Annotated in this window: 14 protein-coding genes; 6 read left to right on the top strand and 8 right to left on the bottom strand. The window is 29.6% G+C overall.

Features of this window, described 5'->3' with window-relative positions; translation table 4 throughout:
* Positions 1-4: 4 nt before the first annotated feature.
* Both BLA55_RS02860 and BLA55_RS02855 read left to right on the top strand, forming a co-directional pair.
* Positions 5-1,369 carry an ATP-binding cassette domain-containing protein gene (locus tag BLA55_RS02860; protein WP_073372585.1) on the top strand — a complete coding sequence of 455 codons (1,365 nt, stop codon included), beginning with the start codon at positions 5-7 and terminating at the stop codon, positions 1,367-1,369.
* The gene (locus BLA55_RS02855) at positions 1,356-2,897 is read left to right on the top strand and encodes an ATP-binding cassette domain-containing protein (RefSeq protein WP_073372584.1); all 1,542 of its coding nucleotides are present in this window, start codon (positions 1,356-1,358) and stop codon (positions 2,895-2,897) included. The genes BLA55_RS02860 and BLA55_RS02855 overlap by 14 nt, the downstream gene beginning before the upstream one ends.
* A 42-nt stretch (positions 2,898-2,939) precedes the next feature.
* Here BLA55_RS02855 and asnS read toward each other — a convergent pair whose 3' ends face one another.
* The 5 genes from asnS to BLA55_RS02830 form a co-directional block, all read right to left on the bottom strand.
* The gene (gene asnS, locus BLA55_RS02850; protein ID WP_073372583.1) at positions 2,940-4,292 is read right to left on the bottom strand and encodes an asparagine--tRNA ligase; all 1,353 of its coding nucleotides are present in this window, start codon (positions 4,290-4,292) and stop codon (positions 2,940-2,942) included.
* Between the two features lie 126 nt (positions 4,293-4,418).
* Entirely contained in the window at positions 4,419-5,273 is an 855-nt protein-coding gene (ylqF, locus tag BLA55_RS02845; RefSeq protein ID WP_073372582.1) for a ribosome biogenesis GTPase YlqF, read from the bottom strand.
* Between the two features lies 1 nt (position 5,274).
* On the bottom strand, positions 5,275-5,529 hold the full coding sequence (locus BLA55_RS02840) for a hypothetical protein (RefSeq protein WP_073372581.1): 255 nt from the start codon (positions 5,527-5,529) through the stop codon (positions 5,275-5,277).
* 2 nt (positions 5,530-5,531) lie between these two features.
* Entirely contained in the window at positions 5,532-6,260 is a 729-nt protein-coding gene (locus tag BLA55_RS02835; RefSeq protein WP_073372580.1) for a TrmH family RNA methyltransferase, read from the bottom strand.
* The gene (locus BLA55_RS02830; RefSeq protein ID WP_073372579.1) at positions 6,244-6,780 is read right to left on the bottom strand and encodes a tRNA (cytidine(34)-2'-O)-methyltransferase; all 537 of its coding nucleotides are present in this window, start codon (positions 6,778-6,780) and stop codon (positions 6,244-6,246) included. Before BLA55_RS02830 ends, BLA55_RS02835 begins: the two co-directional genes overlap by 17 nt.
* A gap of 153 nt (positions 6,781-6,933) precedes the next feature.
* On the opposite strand from BLA55_RS02830, the gene BLA55_RS02825 reads away from it, so the two are divergent.
* The 4 genes from BLA55_RS02825 to secA all read left to right on the top strand — a co-directional run bounded on the left by BLA55_RS02825 (position 6,934) and on the right by secA (position 12,540).
* Entirely contained in the window at positions 6,934-7,440 is a 507-nt protein-coding gene (locus tag BLA55_RS02825) for a metallophosphoesterase family protein (RefSeq protein WP_073372578.1), read from the top strand.
* Positions 7,441-7,450: 10 nt separating this feature from the next.
* Positions 7,451-8,356, top strand: coding sequence for a Cof-type HAD-IIB family hydrolase (locus tag BLA55_RS02820; RefSeq protein WP_073372577.1), 906 nt, complete (start codon positions 7,451-7,453; stop codon positions 8,354-8,356).
* Positions 8,357-8,470: 114 nt separating this feature from the next.
* Positions 8,471-9,889, top strand: a complete 1,419-nt coding sequence (locus BLA55_RS02815; RefSeq protein ID WP_073372576.1) for a ribonuclease H1 domain-containing protein — start codon at positions 8,471-8,473, stop codon at positions 9,887-9,889.
* Positions 9,890-9,966: 77 nt separating this feature from the next.
* Positions 9,967-12,540, top strand: a complete 2,574-nt coding sequence (gene secA / locus BLA55_RS02810) for a preprotein translocase subunit SecA (RefSeq protein ID WP_073372575.1) — start codon at positions 9,967-9,969, stop codon at positions 12,538-12,540.
* A gap of 185 nt (positions 12,541-12,725) precedes the next feature.
* On the opposite strand, the gene BLA55_RS02805 is transcribed toward secA, so the two are convergent.
* The 3 genes from BLA55_RS02805 to BLA55_RS02795 all read right to left on the bottom strand — a co-directional run bounded on the left by BLA55_RS02805 (position 12,726) and on the right by BLA55_RS02795 (position 18,160).
* On the bottom strand, positions 12,726-15,101 hold the full coding sequence (locus BLA55_RS02805; protein WP_157089937.1) for a phosphoketolase family protein: 2,376 nt from the start codon (positions 15,099-15,101) through the stop codon (positions 12,726-12,728).
* Between the two features lie 241 nt (positions 15,102-15,342).
* Positions 15,343-16,215, bottom strand: coding sequence for a MurR/RpiR family transcriptional regulator (locus BLA55_RS02800; protein ID WP_073372573.1), 873 nt, complete (start codon positions 16,213-16,215; stop codon positions 15,343-15,345).
* 94 nt (positions 16,216-16,309) lie between these two features.
* Entirely contained in the window at positions 16,310-18,160 is a 1,851-nt protein-coding gene (locus BLA55_RS02795; protein ID WP_073372572.1) for a hypothetical protein, read from the bottom strand.
* Positions 18,161-18,168 lie beyond the last annotated feature (8 nt).

Here is an 18,168-nt window from a genome sequence, read left to right as displayed (position 1 = left end):
AGAGTTGATTAATGAACATTTAAGCAAAAATCCAAGTAAATGAGCCTTAGTTTCAAAAAATGACGTAGTTGTTTCTTATACAAATGGACCTGAATTTTTAGTCAATGCTTATTATTTGACTATTTTACAAGTATTCATTAATGTTGTCTCATTTATAAGTAGTATTGTAATGATTGGAATCTTAAGTCCGATTGCACTTTCTTACATTATTCCTTTATCATTAATTGCGTTAGTTGCCCCTGTTTGCGGACAGTTTAACATTCAAGAATTAACTGAATTTAATAACGATTTAATGATTAAACCAAAACAAATTTCTGCAAACGCTTCAAATATGTTATTCTCAAGTTCTGTTAATAACAATTTCACAATTTTGGAACATTGATATCAAAAAGAACTAAAAAGTACTTTAATTCAAAAACTTCCAAGATTATCACACCTATATGGTTTGTATTACTTTTGAAATAACTGTATTTCACTAGTTTATAGCTTTTTAATTATTTTGATTTCGCTTTTAATTTGTTTATACAAACCAAACTTATTACCTTTAACAGTCTTTACAACAATTTTTGTAACACTACCAAATCTCAAAACTTTTGTTAACGGATCACTTAATACTTTCTTAAGTATTTATGTCGGAAAAGCACAATTTAGTCAATTCAGATCTAATTTATATAGCAAAATTTTTGATGATTTTAATTTACCAGAGTCGCACACTGTCCCTAACGGGACAATTCAGGAAATTAAATATAATAACGCTAAAATTATTACTCCTGAAGAAAAAACAACAATATTATCAAATGTTAATTTACAAATTAATCAAAATGACAAAATTGTAATTTTCGGACACAGCGGTTCCGGAAAAAGTTCATTGATTAAATATTTAAGTGGTTTATTACCTTTTTCTTCCGAAACACAAATTGAATTAAATAATAATAAAGTAAACAATTTAGATTTATTCAATATCTCGTACCTTTCACGCGAAAAAGGTGATTTAATTGAAGGTACCTTAATGGAGAATTTAACATTTTTTGATCCAGATAAAGAAGCTCAAACTCGTGATCTAATTGACATTTTTAAGTTAAGTGAATTAGACTTAAATGAGTCAGTGGACACAAATAATTATCAACATTCACTTGGTCAATTGCAAAGAATTCAATTAATTCGTGCACTTAATAGTGATAAAGAAGTCTTATTTTTAGATGAATCTTTAAGTAATATTGACCACAAAACACTTGATATTATTTTAGAATACATTAGTAAATTAAATCGAACCATCATTTTAGTTTCACACAATTTAACACCTACACAACAAAGTTTCTTTAACCGAGTTTGAAAAATTGAACAAGGAGCAATACATGAAGTGAAATAGATTAATTTTACAAGATAAAAAATCGTATTTTAAAGCTTTGTTTATTGGTGTTTTGAATTCAATTTTTATTGTTTTAGGCACATGATTATTCTATAAAGCGCTTGAAAACCTGAATGCTTCACAATTAAGTATGTCACTCTATTTTCTTTTAGGATTTATCGGATGTGAAATCTTTTCAATCTTTTTTGAGTACTATAAACAAAAATTATTTATCTGATTAATATACTCAACTCAAAATAATTTACGTTACGCTTTCTTTAATAAATTAAACGAAATTCATCCAAGAGATTTCAAAAATCAGGCTAACGAAAGTTTTCTTAACTTACTTGAAACAGACTCAAATAACGTTGCTCAATACGCACTGGTTCAAGTAACCATTCTATCCTATATTACAGTAGTTATCGGATACACAATTTTATACGCTTATTTAGCTTGAATGATTATTTTGATTTTTTGAGCTATATCAATTGTTAAATTCTTAATACAACTTATCACCATTAAATTCAAAGCTAAAAACACCGTTCGAGCAAAAGCATTGCAGGAAAATCTTTTTATTAAAATTGGAAATTATGCAAATAACTTTTTAAGTTTCGTCTTTGCAGATAAAACTAAATTAATTGCTCACTTATTTGTCAAAAATATCAATGGTATTTACATCAAAGAAGCTAAATATGCTGCAATTTCATCAACATTCGGTTTTATTCAAAATTTACTGAATTGAATCGCTTTAGCAACTTGTTTTGTAACCGGTTTATTGATGTATCAAAATCAAATCATTAGCTTGTCACTATTTATCATTTTTGTTACATACTTCAATCGTTTTGATAGTAACTTTAGAGCTTTATTTGATGTGTTCGAAGATGTAAAATTAATCAAAGAATACAACAAAAAAGTTAACGATTTCTTTGCAAAATTCCAAACCAAAAATCTCTTAAACAAAGTCGAATTTGAAAAATTAAGCATTGAAAATTTATCTTTTAAATATGAAGATAAACAAATTTTAGACAACATAAATTTAACAATCGATAAAAACAAAAAATACTTGATTTCAGGTAAATCTGGAGCAGGTAAATCAACATTAGTTGAGTTAATTTTTAACTTATTACCAAATTATCAAGGGACAATCAAATTAAACGATTATACCATTCAAAAAAGTGACGATTTATCAAGTAATTTTGCATTGATGAATGATGAAATTATCTTACCTGAAATAATTGAAAAAGAATATTGACAACAAAGTCAGGTTCAGGATTTACTAGATAATTTAGTAATTGATTTTATTGATTTTAACCAAAACACTGAAACTAACAAACTCTCTTTAGGTCAAAAACAAAGATTGATTTTATTAAACACATTAATGCAAGATAAAAACATTTATGTTTTGGACGAATCATTAAGTAACATTGACAAAGCAAATCAAGTCAAAATTTTTGATTATTTGGTTAGTCTAAATAAAACAATTATCTTCGTGTCGCACCATTTTAACCAACAAATGATTGCTAAACTTGATCAAGTATTTACAATTTAGGTACAAAAAAGAGCGAACCGCATAAGGGTTTGCTCTTTATTTTTACATTCTGATGTTTCCGCTAGTTCTAGGATAAGGAATTACGTCACGAATGTTGTCAGCACCTGTTACGTACATTACAAGTCTTTCAAATCCTAATCCAAATCCGGCACTACCTGAATCTCCGAAGTTTCTTAAGTTTAAATATCACTCAAGGGATTCAGCATCAATGTTTAATTCATTAATTCTCTTAAGTAATTTATCGTAGTTTTCTTCACGTTGTGATCCACCAATTAACTCACCAATCCCTGGGACTAATAAGTCAAATGCTGCAACTGTTTCATTATCATCATTTTGTTTCATGTAAAATGCTTTAAAGTCTTTAGGGAAGTTAATTACGGCAACTGGACCATCAAATAATACTTCTGAAATGTATCTTTCGTGTTCGGTTGCTAAATCTAATCCAAATTTAATGTCTTGATTTTCAAAACGATCTTTAACTTTAGCAAGTTCTTCAATAGCTTTACGATATTCAATAACTTTTAAATCACTTTCTAAAAACTTGTTCAATCTTGCTAATAGATTTTCGTCAATATTTTTAACTAAGTAATCAAATTCAAATGGATGCTTTGCAATTGTATTACGAATAACCACTTTTAACATGTCATCTGCTAATTTGATGTCATCTTTTAAATCATAAAATGCAACTTCTGGTTCAACCATTCAAAACTCAGCTGCATGCTTTTTGGTATTTGAATTTTCAGCTCTAAATGTAGGTGCAAAAGTGTACACTTTTTTCATTCCGATTGCGTATGATTCAGCATGTAATTGACCAGTTACACCTAAAGTCGCTCTATTTCCTTTTCCAAAAAATGGTTCTTTTGAATCATCGTCAACATTAAAAGTTTCCCCAGCTCCTTCACCATCGTTTGAAGTGATAATTGGACTTGACATGTAATAAAACTCTCTAGTCATAAAGAAACGGTGAATTTCTTGAGCTAAAGTCGAACGAATCAACATAACGCATTTTAAGAAATTTGTTCTGTGCCGAACATGTGGCATTTCTCTTAATGTTTCAAGTGCGATTTCTTGATTTTGAATCGGAAAATCGTTTGTGTTTTTCGACAACTTAAACTCTGTCGCTAACAATTCAATTGGTTGTTTTGCTTCAGGTGTTGCTTTAAGTGTTCCAATGATTTCGACAGCAGCCCCTAAATTCACTTGGTCCAATAATTCGTAATCGAAGTTTTCCCCTTTGAATACAACTTGCAAGTTAGCAACTGTCGATCCATCATTAACCATTAAAAAACGCATTTTTTTGTTTCCACGGTTAGCAGAAACTCAACCACGAACTTTTATGTTTTCGTAGTTATCGTAATACTCCGGTTTTAATAAAAACATTTTAATACTGTTCATTTTGACTCCTTAAATTTGATTGGTATATTATTATACATCGTTAAAAAATAAAGTTTAATCGAAAGATTAAAAACTTAACTTATTGATTTGATAGTGAGTTTTTTTGCTAATAGTTGGACACTCAACCTAGTCATAAGTGACAGCTTTTAAATTTTTAACTCACTCGATAAATCATTTATATGTTTTTTCTAAATCAAGCTTATTTTTTGAATTTCGAAAGTTTTTGATTTCTGCTAAATTATAGAACTCATTTAAAATCGCTAAATCGTCCTCACATACCTTTAAACCTAAATTCTCAATTAAGTTTGGATAATAATCACATAGCAATTTATATTCTGCACTGGCTAAAAAATTCAGCGGAAAGATTTCGCTTTTGACCGAACCGATCGCACATAATTTAATACCTATTTGCTGATCATCGAATTTTGGTAGCAGAATACCAGGAGTATCGAGAAACCAATGATTTCCATTATTAACTCATTGAAGTGATTTAGTCACACCGGGAAAGTTAGCGACTTTTAACTTACCATTACCAGACATTAAATTGATTAAAGAACTTTTTCCCGCATTTGGGACACCTACTACAAAGCATTTAATTCTAGGATTCATTAAACCTTTTTTCTTATCTGCATCAATTTTTGGTTTCATGATCTTAGTTATTTTATCTAATATTTTTTTACGTGAAGAACCTTTTCGTAAGTCAACTCATAAAACATTGCTATTTCCAAAACGTGCTGTGATTAAGTCTTTTTTGTTAATATCCATTAAGTCTGATTTGGTAATAATAAAAAGTCTTGGTTTATGTGGTGCTATTTCATCAAAATTTTCGTTGTAGGAACTAATTGGACAACGAGCATCTAAAACAACTATAAACAAGTCACATAAATCAGCTTTTTCCTTAATGTCCCGCATCCCCTTAGCCATGTGTCCCGGATATCAGTTAATTAAGTTTTCGTAATTTTCGTCTAATTTTATACTCATATTATTCTTTCTTTTTATTTAATGATTCACTTCTTTTTTGTTCAAAACGTAACTTATCTAGTTCATTTTTTAGTTTTTTATTTTCTTCGAAAAGAGACTCATTTTTATTCTCTAAATCTTCACGAATCTTGATTTCATTTTCTAAAATCAATAACATTTCTTGTCTAAACACTTCAACTTCTCGAATATTGTAACCGTTTAAATCTCTAACAAATTTTGCATCTTGAATTTTTTTGTAAACATCATTAATTTTCACTTTTAACCATTCCTTAATTTATTTAATACAATTGCAGCCGCACAAGCTACGTTTAAACTTTCGAAACTAATTGGAATATAAATACTTTTGTCCATCAATCCATCAATTTCTTGATCAATCCCAGCACCTTCGTTACCAAAAACAATCACTTTTTTATGAATTTTGCTAAAATCGACGTCATTTATTTTATTGGCATTTTCATCAAGTTTAGTTCCAAAAACTTGATAAGAGTTTTGCTTTAATTCCTTTAAAATTTCGGTATTTTTAACACTTAGAATATTTAATTTAAAAATAGCTCCTTGGCTTGCTCTAATTATTTTTTCATTATACAAATCACAATTTTGCAAAATTAAAGTATCAATATCAAAACTACGACACATACGAATGATAGTACCGATATTACCAGGATCCTGTAACTTATTTAAAAAAACAACGTTATTACCAATTTTTGCTGGAGTTTTTAAAAAATTGCAAATACCGAAAATCTTTTGTGAAGTAACTGTTGTTTTTAATAAATTCATTAAATTTTCTGAAATGATAATTTGTTCGATTGATTGATATTTTTCGATAAACTCGGTCGTAATAATTTTTCTTAAACATTTAGCTGCAAAAGCTTCTTCGACTAAATGGTGACCTTCAACTAAAAATTGTTTTTCTAAATTGCGGTACTTTTTTTGCTGTAATTTTAAAATTTTCTTAAATAAAGGATTATCTTTAGATGTTATTGTCATTTTCTAGTAAATAAAACTTACCTTTCTGAACTTCATATTGACTTAAATCACTAAAATCAAGTTGGCGCATCACTTCAAAACCTAAAATACTTACACAGTTGGCTAAATTGATACTTCTCATTGCTGAAACCATCGGAATGCGAATACAAGTTTCAATATTTTTTTGTAAAATCGATTTTTCAATTCCGGTTGATTCACGACCAAACATTAATCAAATTTCACCATTATTTTCAAAGTCTTTTTTATAGTCCATTTGAGAATAATTTTTTAAACCATAACGTGTGACATAATAGATTTTTTTATCTCCATATTTCTGTGCAAAATCATCATATGATGCATGAACTTCATGCGGAATGTCACTAAGCATTCGACCAGCTCCATATCTTCTTAAAAACTTTGGATGTAAATCGAAACCAATTGGTTTAATAATGTGCAATTTCGCACCAATTGCAAAGCATGTACGAATAATATTTCCTGTGTTAGGACAAATTTCAGGTTGATATAAAACAATATTAAGCATTTTTTAATTATATATTATTTAGATAATCGAATTCTTATTTAATTTAGCTTTTTAGGTATAAAAAATCGATTTTTATGTGGAATATTTCCAGTCTTGTAAATTAAAGACAAAAAATATAGTAAAATTTAATAACCATAATTCAAGGAGAATTTTATGCAAAACAACTATTTGATAAGAGTTTTGTGCATGTCTGATATTCATGGTAATCAAACTCAAGCTGAAAACATTTTAAAAAATGAAAAATATGATTTAGCAATAAGTTCAGGGGACACTGAATTAGAGTTTGAATGAATTCAAAATCATTTTCACTTTTTTGTGACTGGTAATAATGATTTTGATCGAAGCTTACCGCTTGAATCTAAATTTAATCTAGGTAATGTTAGTGTTTACTTAACACATGGACATATTTTAGGTGGTTACGATACCTTAGTTAATGAAGAAAAAATCAAAAATGCAACTCAACATATTAATCAAAAATTAATCGTTTATGGACATTCACACTATCCAGTACATTTTTATGACAGTGAAACTGGTAAAACTTTTATCAATCCAGGTAGCATCACATATCCAAGATTTGGAAGTAAAAAATCATATTGTTTAATTGATTTAAACATCGAAAAAGGAACCGTTGAAAAGGTTCAATTTAAAAACATAACATAGGAGTCAAATAATGGAAAAAGAAAAATATTTATTTGCAATTGATTTAGATGGAACGACTCTTTCTTCATCAGCGACTGGGGAAATTCACGATCGTACAGTAGAGGCTATTCAAAGAGCTAGAAGCGAGGGACACGTTGTATGCATCATTACTGGACGGCCATGACGTGGGACAAAACACATTTACGACGCATTAAAATTGGACACAATTGTTGCTAACTATAATGGTGCTCACATTCACCATCCTCACGATGATGATTTTATCCCTTACATTAAATATTTAGATTTAAACGAAATGTTGTACATTCTTGGGGATGAAAAAATCAAAGAACACATTACAAATATCGCTATCGAAGGACCAGGATGAGTTCAATTACAACACCGGGATGAAGATTTAGAAAAGGTTTTTGGATTTAACACTAGCTCCAAATTCAGAGTCGGATTAGATTTTCACAAGGTACCACTTAAACCTACTGGTATTATTTTTGATATTAAACCGAACTCAAATCCAGAAGAATTACGCAGATACTTAAAAGTCCGTTATGGAGATTTAGGAGAATTTTCTTACTGATCGAAAGGAGAGGGTTTAACACCAGTTTTCGATATTACCAATGTTACAGTTAATAAAGGTAAAGTTTTAAGCATTTTAATGAGATATTATGATGTTAAAGCTGAAAACGTAATTGCTATTGGTGATGGATTTAACGACGTACCAATGTTTAAAATTGCTAACATAGCCGTAGCGATGGGGAATGCTTCAAAAGACGTTCGTAAATATGCAACAGTTAAAATTGCAAAAACAAATAAAGAAGGTGGAGTTGGTTGATATATTAATAAATTCTTAAACGATCCACAATCCGAAATTCAAAAAAGCAATGAACGTAGAGCTAAATTACAAAGTAAGGACGATCTTGAGTAGACCATTTAAATCCAGATTTTTCAATCTGGATTTTTTATTATTAACAAATTTTCGAAAATATGACTATGAAATAAGTGTAAAATTAAAATAAATAAGAAAATAAGAGAAGTTGAAATGAGCCAAAAAAAATATTACGCAGTTAAAGTTGGTAAAGTACCAGGAATCTATGAAACTTGAGGTCAAACTCAAGAACAAGTTACTAAATTTCCAAACGCTAAATATAAAGCTTTCGCAACTAAAGATCAAGCTTTGGATTATTTAAACTCAGATTCACCAGTAGAAAAACAAGATTCGACAAATGTCGCAATTGATTTGGAAATAGATAATTTAACAGACCAAGAAGTTTTAGCTTTTGTCGATGGAAGCTATACCAAAGATTCAAAACAACAAGAAAAATACAGTTTCGGTGTAGTTTTAATTACAACCAAAGCAAATGATTATTTATCCAGAGGTTTTGAAAATCCTGATTATGTCAAATTTCGTAACGTTGCTGGGGAAATTGAAGGTGCTAAAGAAGCTATTTTATGAGCTTTAGCAAACCAAAAATCTAAAATCAAAATATTCCACGATTATGAAGGTATAGCAAAATGACCTAATAAAGAATGAGATGCAAAAAATGAAATTACACGTAATTATCTTGATTTTTATGAACAAAAAAAGGATTTAATCCATATTGAATTTTCACATGTTAAATCACATAGTGGAGTAATTTTCAATGAAGAAGCTGATCAATTAGCTAAAAACGCTTTAAAATCACAAAGCTACAAATTACACAATTTAACAACTATTTATTTTGAAAACATCGACAAAGAAACATGAATTAGTTTAATTCAAGACGAAAATAATTGACTAAATTCAAATGAAATTCCCAGAATTGCACAAGAACAACATGAAATTGATCAACTAGTTATATCTAATCAATCTGAAGAAGTAATTATTGAATGTGATGAAAATGGTAATTCTTATGTTTGTGGTAAAAATTCTTTTCTTTACGAACAAATTATCACTTTAGGAATTCAAAAAATAGTTTCAACTCGTGAAATTTTACAGACTCTCAATTCTTATTATCTTTTAAATATAAAACTTGACATAATCGAAAAAAGATTTAAAAATCTTCTTAAAAATTTCAAATTTGATAAAAACGAGCATAAAAATGACCGGAAAAATTTTAGAAACCTGATTCAAGCATGTTTTTATTCACTAGCTAATGTTTATGCTCCAAATTACACAATCTGGTTATTTTCACTCCTAAATATTAGTAAATATTATTTGGAACGAATTTTAGGAAATAAATGACAAAATGAATATTTTGTCCAAAATTATGAAAATGGAAAATATCAATTCAGCGATCATAAAAATAAATTTAATGAATCTCAAATTAGTTTTTTAAATAATTTATATAATGAATATCAAAAATTAAATGATTTTTATCAATCGCAAAAAATGATTGATGAAATAAAATTTGTTCGTGAGTGAATCATTGATTATCTAACTTTAATCAATCAGTTTTACGAATTATTTGAAAATCATTAATCTAAATCAATAAATGCGGACTGTTGTCCGCTTTTATAATTAAAGAAAATATAAAAATTGTTAAAATATTAAATAGTATGAAAAACTCAAAACACTTTGGTATTTTTGCGTCGTCAGAAATGAAGATTGCAAAAAAAACTTTAGATAAAATTAATAAATTAGAACCTGAAATTGCAAAATTAACAAATCAGGAGTTACAAGATAAAACAATCGAATTCAAAAACCGTTTAGCAAATGGTGAAACGATTCAAGATCTTCGTGTTGAAGCTTTTGCAGTTGCACGTGAAGCTACTAAAAGAATTTTAGGTAAAAGACCTTATGATGTTCAAATGATTGGTGGTATTCTTTTAGATTTAGGTAGTGTTGCCGAAATGAAGACTGGGGAAGGTAAAACTATTACTTCAATTGCCCCGGTTTATTTAAACGCTCTTGAAGGAAAAGGTGCCATTGTTTCAACAGTTAATGAATATCTTTCTGAGCGTGATGCCCAAGAGATGGGACAAGTATTTAATTTCTTAGGTTTAACTGTCGGACTTAATAAAGAACAAATGCCAACATACTTAAAGCGTGAAGCTTATGCGGCGGACATTACCTATTCTGTCCATGCTGAAATGGGATTTGATTATTTACGTGATAACATGGTGGAAAACATTGCTGAAAAAGTACAACGTGGTCTTCACTTTTGTTTAATCGATGAGGTTGATTCGATTTTAATTGACGAAGCTAAAACACCGTTAATTATTTCTGGTGGTGAAGGTGAAAATACACAATTGTACTTTGCTGCAGACCAATTCGTAAGAACATTAACTAATGATGATTTTGTAATTGATGACGAATCAAAAGCAATTAGTTTAACACACTCTGGTATTGAAAAAGCAAACAACTTCTATAAAATCGAAAGTCTTTATGACATTGAAAATAGTGAAATTGTACACCGTATTGCTAATGCATTACGTGCACACAAAATCATGAGAAACAATGTTGAATACATTGTCCGTGAAGGGAAAATTGAACTAGTTGATGCATTTACCGGAAGAATTATGGATGGTAGAAGTTATTCAGAGGGACTCCAACAAGCACTTCAAGCAAAAGAAATGGTTGAAATTGAACCGGAAACAAAAACTTTAGCAACAATTACTTACCAAAACTTCTTCAGAATGTTTGATAAGTTGTGTGGTATGACAGGGACAGGTAAAACTGAAGAACAAGAATTTATCGACATTTACAATATGCGTGTAAATGTGGTACCAACCAACTTACCAATTGCAAGAATTGATGAACCTGATGCTATTTTTGCAAGTGCTGAAGACAAATGAAATGCTGTAGTAGAAAAAATTGAAGAACTGCACAAGAAAAAACAACCTGTGCTAGTTGGAACTGCTCAAATTGAAGACTCTGAAATTGTCCACAACATGCTTGTCAAAAAGGGAATCCCGCACCAAGTTCTTAATGCAAAACAAAATGCCGCTGAAGCTGAGATCATTTCACACGCTGGTGAAGTTGGTTCAGTTACAATTGCAACCAACATGGCTGGTCGTGGGACTGACATTAAACTTTCAAAAGAAGCTTTAGAATTAGGTGGATTGTACGTTTTAGGGACAGATAAAGCTGAATCACGTCGAATTGATAACCAACTTAAAGGTCGTAGTGGTAGACAAGGAGATGTTGGAACAAGTAAGTTTTACATTTCACTTGACGATCAATTAATGCAAAGATTTAGTAATTATGAAAGTTTTAAAGCTGCTTATTCTGATGCGAATGGAAAAGAAATTACTAATCGAAACTTAATTTTTGGTTTCAATCATGCACAAAAGAAAATCGAAGGTTTTAACTACGATTCAAGAAAAAGTGTTTTAAATTATGATGACGTTATCCGTCAACAAAGAGACTTAATTTATTCACAAAGAGATTTAATTTTACTATCTGACGATACTCCTTATATTGTTGAGAGAATGATTATTTCTTCAATTAAAACAATTGTTAATAGTGATATTTACAAATTACACAATCATACTTTTGATTATCAAGCTTTATATAATTTCTTACAAGAAAACATCGGAAAAATCATTAAATATGAATTTGATTTTGAAGAAATGAAAACAATTCATGAAGCTGATTTATGAGAATATATTTCTGAAAAAGTTATTAAAGCATTTGAAGATTGAAAAGCAAATGCAATCGAAAATTCGGATGAAACTTATGTTAATTCCGAATTACGTAGAATCATTCTTGGTGTGTTGGATAGCAAATGACAAAACCACATTAACGTAATGGATAAATTACGTTCGAATGTTAATTTAGTTCAATATTCACAAAAAAATCCTTACCAAATTTATACCGAAGAAGGTACCAAGAAATTTGAACAATTACTCGAAGATATTGCATACGATGTTATGCTTTACGTATTTAGAAATTCACTTGGACGTAAGAGTTTGATTTCTAAAGAAATTAGAAACGATGATTTATTTGTTCAATTGCAATCGACTTTTGCTTATTTACCACATTTAACACAAGAAGAAAATGAACAAGAATTGCTTAATTTATATCAATCAATCAAACGTAGAATTGAAGAATTAAATAACAAGCAACAAAGTACACAAAATATTGAATCTCAAAACGCCGCCGGGGAAGATAACAAATCAAGCGAATAATCATTAATTTGAAATTACAAAAACAAAACGAATATACCTATAAATAAGAGATAAAATCTGATTTAGGGTGTGTTCGTTTTATTTTTTTGCTCGACAATTTAAGAAGCCAACTCCGTAACTGGGATAGTAAGCGACAAAAAATCTCCATCGTTAATCGATGGAGATAATTTAATAGATTAAGAAAATTATTTATTGATGTTTTCTCATTTTCAATCAACAACTTCAGGCATGTCGTATCCGTATTCACGAATGTATTCTTTGTGTTGTTTAAGTTTTTGATCCATTAAATCGCTGAAATCTTTAGCTTTGTCACCATAAACAGCATTTGCTGCTCTTTGTGCCATGTGGAAACGGTCCATTTCTGACATTTGACGAATGTCAAATGAAGTAGTAATGTCTCCATGTTCACGGTATCCATGAATTAATAAATTGTGGTTGTGACGTGCAAAGAAAATGTCACGAATTAATGCTTCGTATCCATGGAAAGCAAATAAAATTGGTTTATCTTTTGTGAATAATGCATCAAATTCTTCATCACTTAATCCACGTGGATCAATTGAAGGATGACGTAATTTTAATAAATCAACTACATTAATAAATCTAATTTTAAGATCAGAGAAGTGTTTATTTAAGTATGAAATAGCTGCTAAAGCTTCTAAGTTAGGTTCTGTACCTGAAGCAACAACAACCAAATCAGGTTCTTCGTTTAATAAAACATTTGAAGCTCAATCGATTGCTTTAAGACCTTTTTCAACTAATTCTTTAGCTTCTTCAATTGAATAGAATTGTTCTCTAACTTGTTTAGATGCAACAATTAAATTGATTAATTCTCTTTCTCTTAATGATTTGTCCATCACCGCTAATAAGGTATTTGTATCAGCAGGTAAGTATTCACGAATAAATTTAGGATCTTTATCAGCCAAATGACCTAAAATACCTGGATCTTGGTGTGTGTAACCGTTGTGGTCTTGCTGGAATGCTGTTGATGTAGCGATTAAGTTTAATGATGGATAATCTTTTCTTCATTCAACTTTTGCTGCTTTTTTCATTCATTTAAAGTGTTGTGTAATCATTGAGTCAACAACTCTTAAGAATGATTCATAACTTGCAAAGAATCCGTGTCTTCCAGTTAAAACATAACCTTCTAAGAAACCTTCAGCTTGGTTTTCTGATAATTGTGAATCGATAATTCTTCCGCTAGGTCCGATTGATTCATCTAATCTTGAATCGATTCTTTCAAGTCATTGACGTTTTGTCACTTTTAAAACATCTCATAGACGGTTTGATTTAGTTTCATCTGGTCCAAATACTCTAAAGTTAGTTGGGTTTAATTGAATTACTTTAGCAAAGTATTTACCTAATTCAATCATATCTTGAGCTTTAGTGTCCCCAGGTTGGCTTAATTTCAATGTGTAGTCTTCTCAATTTGGTAAAACCAATTCTTTTGGATCAATTCCTCCATTTGTAATTGGATTCATTGCCATTCTTTTGTCACCTTTAGGGGCTATTTCACGAATGTATGATTTAACTTTTCCATTAGTTTCGAATAACTCTTCTGGACGATATGAACGTAGTCATTGTTCAAGAGCATCAACATGTTGCATTGCTTTAGCGCTAACTGGGATTGGAACTTGGTGAGCTCTGAAACTTCCGACAATTTGTTCGTGGTTTCATTCTTGTGGACCTGTTCAACCTTTAGGTGTGCGATAAATAATAACTGGTCAATTAGGTCTTGTTGCTTCATCAGCTGATTTTTTACGTGCTTCAGCTCAAATTGATAAAATCTTTTCAATCGCCTCATCCAATTTTTGAGCCATAATTGGATGTAATTTTTCAGGATCTTCCCCTTCAACAAAAATAGGATCTCATCCTAATCCTTTAAAGAACATTTCTAATTCTTCATTAGTTTTACGAGCTAAAATAGTTGGATTTGATATTTTTCCACCATTTAAGTAAAGAATTGGTAAAACTGCTCCGTCAGTAACAGGATTAATGAATACGTTTGAGAATCAGCTAGTTGCAAGAGCCCCAGTTTCAGCTTCACCGTCCCCAACAACTGTTGCAGCAATAACATTAGGATTATCTAAAATTGCCCCAGTTGCGTGTGAAATTGAATAACCTAACTCTCCTCCCTCGTGAATCGAACCTGGAGTTTCTGGCGCAGCATGTGAAGCTGTACCACCAGGATAAGAGAAGTTTTTAAATAAATAAGTTAGACCAGGAATGTCTTCTGAAGCTTTAGGGAACAGTTCTGAATAGCTACCATCTAAATATGAATTAGCGATCATAACTTGTCCACCGTGTCCTGGACCTTCGATGTAAAACATGTTTAAATCATATTTATTAATTACACGATTTAAGTGTGCGTACACAAAGTTTTGTCCCGCAATTGTACCCCAGTGACCAATAGGGTATATTTTAACATCGTCCTTTGTTAAAGGTGTTAAAAGTAACGGATTATTTCTAAGGTACATTTGTCCTACAGAAATGTAATTTGCAGCTCTTCATCAAGCATCTATTGTTTTTAGATACTCAGGAGAGTCGTATTTTGTATTTTTAATCACAGCTTTCTCCTTATAATTGTGTGAAAAAATAGAAACATCTTTCTAATTTCAATTTAAAAATTTCTAAAAATTATTTAAAGAATATTTCTATCAAGTTTGGATTCTTTTAATATTATATTAAAATTTGTACTCCTATGAGCAATTAACTTGAATGTGGAATGTCAAATCCGGTAATTTTTCTTTAAATAAAAAATGGAAAATTGAAAATTTTTCACATTTTCATATTCTCCATTTTAAATTAAAATCTTCTGTTATATCATATATCTAAAACTTGTTTTGTGTTAGCAAGTTTTTGACGATTTTGAGGATAATTTTTAATGAGTGCATCAAAAACTAAATCAATCACAACTGCTTGTGAAATTTTTGATGAAATAGGTACATCTTTATCAGTATCATGAATGTTTGCATAAACAATTTTATGGTTAACCCTGTATTGGGGACGAATAAAATTATTTGAAGTGACCACTAAAACTTTAGCGCGTTTTGAATTTGCTAATTTAATTGAAAAGTCGATTTCCATGTTTTCTAATTTATTTGAAATAACAAATAATGTGTCATTTTCATTTAAGTTACCTAAAATTGGTAAAAATACGTGAAAATCTTGACATGCAACACTCGAAATTCCAATTTTAATTAAATTGGCGTGTAATTCTTGAGCGTATTTTTGACTTGAACCTAAACCTAAAATGTACACATTTCGAGATTGTTGGATAATTTCAGCAAATTTGTCGATCTCTCAATGTTCTTGACCGTTTAAAATATTATCAATTGCATATTTATGCGAAAGTAAGATATTTTTATGCTTCATGTTTGAGTTTTTAAATTGCTCATTAAAATAATCTTTATAAAAATCACGAATGACAGAATTTAAGTGAGCTAAAAATTCACGATAATGCTTAAAACCAATTTTATGTACGAAACGACTTACACCACCTTCACTAGTGTTTGATTTGATAGCTAATTCTTTTTGACTTAGGTCAAAATATTCACCGCTAAAACTATTAATGTAGTCTAAAATTGATTGGTCAGTATTAGTTAAATTTCCATTTATGCAGATAAATGGTTTAACAAGTGTGCTTTCTTTAGTTTTGATATATTGTGTTCTATTCATATTATTAATGATATATTTTTTTATCGAATTATCAATTTTTTAACAAAAGTTGCATCAATAAATTAAAAAAATGGAAAATATCCACTTTTTTTATTTAGCTTTTTGTACTATTGTAGTAATAATTCGATACTTTAGATAATAAATCATCACTAATTGGTTGAATTGATTTATGCTCGTAATACTCATTAGTTTGATCTTTTTCAAAATCGATCTTGTAAATTGTTTGAGCATCAGTGTTGACTTCATAAGTTTCAGTATCAACAAAATAATTGTTATAAATTAATTCATATTCAAAATTATTTGTCGGAGTATAGTTAATAAAATCAAAATTCTCTAAATTTGAGTATTTTGAAGCTAATTCTTCACTCTCGAAATTATCTGAAATGCGAATAAATGATAAATATCTGGCTAAATCATTTTTTTCTTCGATAGCAAAGACTGATTTTGCAAATTGATAGTATTTATCATTTTCTAAAACTGAAAGAGCAAATGGATTTTCATATGAATAAATCATTGAATAATCTTGCTTCATTTGTTTTAAGAAGGATTCTTTCAGTTCTGGATCATAATCTTGAAATTTAGAATTATTAATTTCATTTTCTAGAAAGTCTAAATGCACTTGTGCACCATATTCTCTAATTGCTGCTTTTTGATACTCTATTCTTTTAGCTTCTGAATCATTAAAATTTCAACCATTCTTTTTCATGATATTTGGTATTTTTCCAGAATTCTTGTAGAAAATGTTCGAAACTGTATTAGCAAAAATTTCTTCGGTGTTTTTACTTAAATCTTTCATCATTATCACACCATCAACTAAAAGAACATTTTTTGATGGTTTAAGATACTTAATTGTTCCCTCTGGGACATCTTCAAAGTTATCTTCGGAATAATAAGCATCCAAAGCATCACCATTATATAAAAGACCGGCTTGATATTGTTTTTCACCATTCCCTGGGGAAATGATTTTAGTCAATAGTTCCAGACCATCAGCTGTAAAATTAATATTATTTGAGTTAGTAACTTTATATCCGGTACTATCTAAGATTAAGTTACTAAAATCTTTAATTAAGTTTTTGTAGTATCAATTAAGGTTATAACGTTCACTTTCATTTTGATTGTCCCGCTCACCTAAAACGGTACCTTCAAAATATTCGTCAGTGATAATTGGTTTTTTATTCGCATCAATTTCGCCGGTCGAAATAAATGAACTACCATAAAGTAAATTATCACGCAAAGCATCAGTGAATGAGAAATTCGTTACACCTTTATTTTTCAATGTATTTAAAATATTAAAAATCGAATGTGGATCACTTAGACCACTAAATTGATCGATTCCTGCTAAATTGGTATCTAATTCTTCATCACTGATTGAATCAAATGAATTTTGGATTTTTGTAGGATTTCACACAATAGTAGCATCTTGAACATAGTAAGGTAAAAAATACTCTCATAAGTGTACTTTTTCACCATTTGAATCACGTAAGTCTTCCCCTCTTCAATTGGTTTCGAGCATGTGATCATATGATTCTAAATGTTTTCAAACTACAGGTGAGTAAACACTTTTAAGTGTTTGTTTTAATTCTTCTTTTGAATTTATTTTATAGTCCAATTTGAAAATCTTTTCAAAATCTAAAGGTTTTAAATAACCTTTTTTAATTAAACTCGTAACCTGAAAGTCACTACCAATTCCACCGATTGTACGATTATTAACAATAGCATTTGTAAAATCGTTAATTTCAAAAAACTGCTTATAATCAATTGTTTTTGAAATTTCTTTCATGTTATTTTGTGAAATATATGATTTATAGTTGTAAAAATTCGGTTTATATTTATGTGTCAGTTTATATGCAACTGTGGACACAAGAACCACACCAACACCTAATACTGCGAAACATGGAATATAAATCTTTTTTGATATGTTTTTAAATATTGATTTATTTTTCATCCGTTCCT

The sequence above is a fragment of the Mycoplasmopsis pullorum genome, from assembly GCF_001900245.1.
Taxonomy (GTDB): Bacteria; Bacillota_I; Bacilli_A; order Mycoplasmatales; family Metamycoplasmataceae; genus Mycoplasmopsis; species Mycoplasmopsis pullorum.
This window is presented reverse-complemented; position numbering and strand designations above follow the sequence as displayed.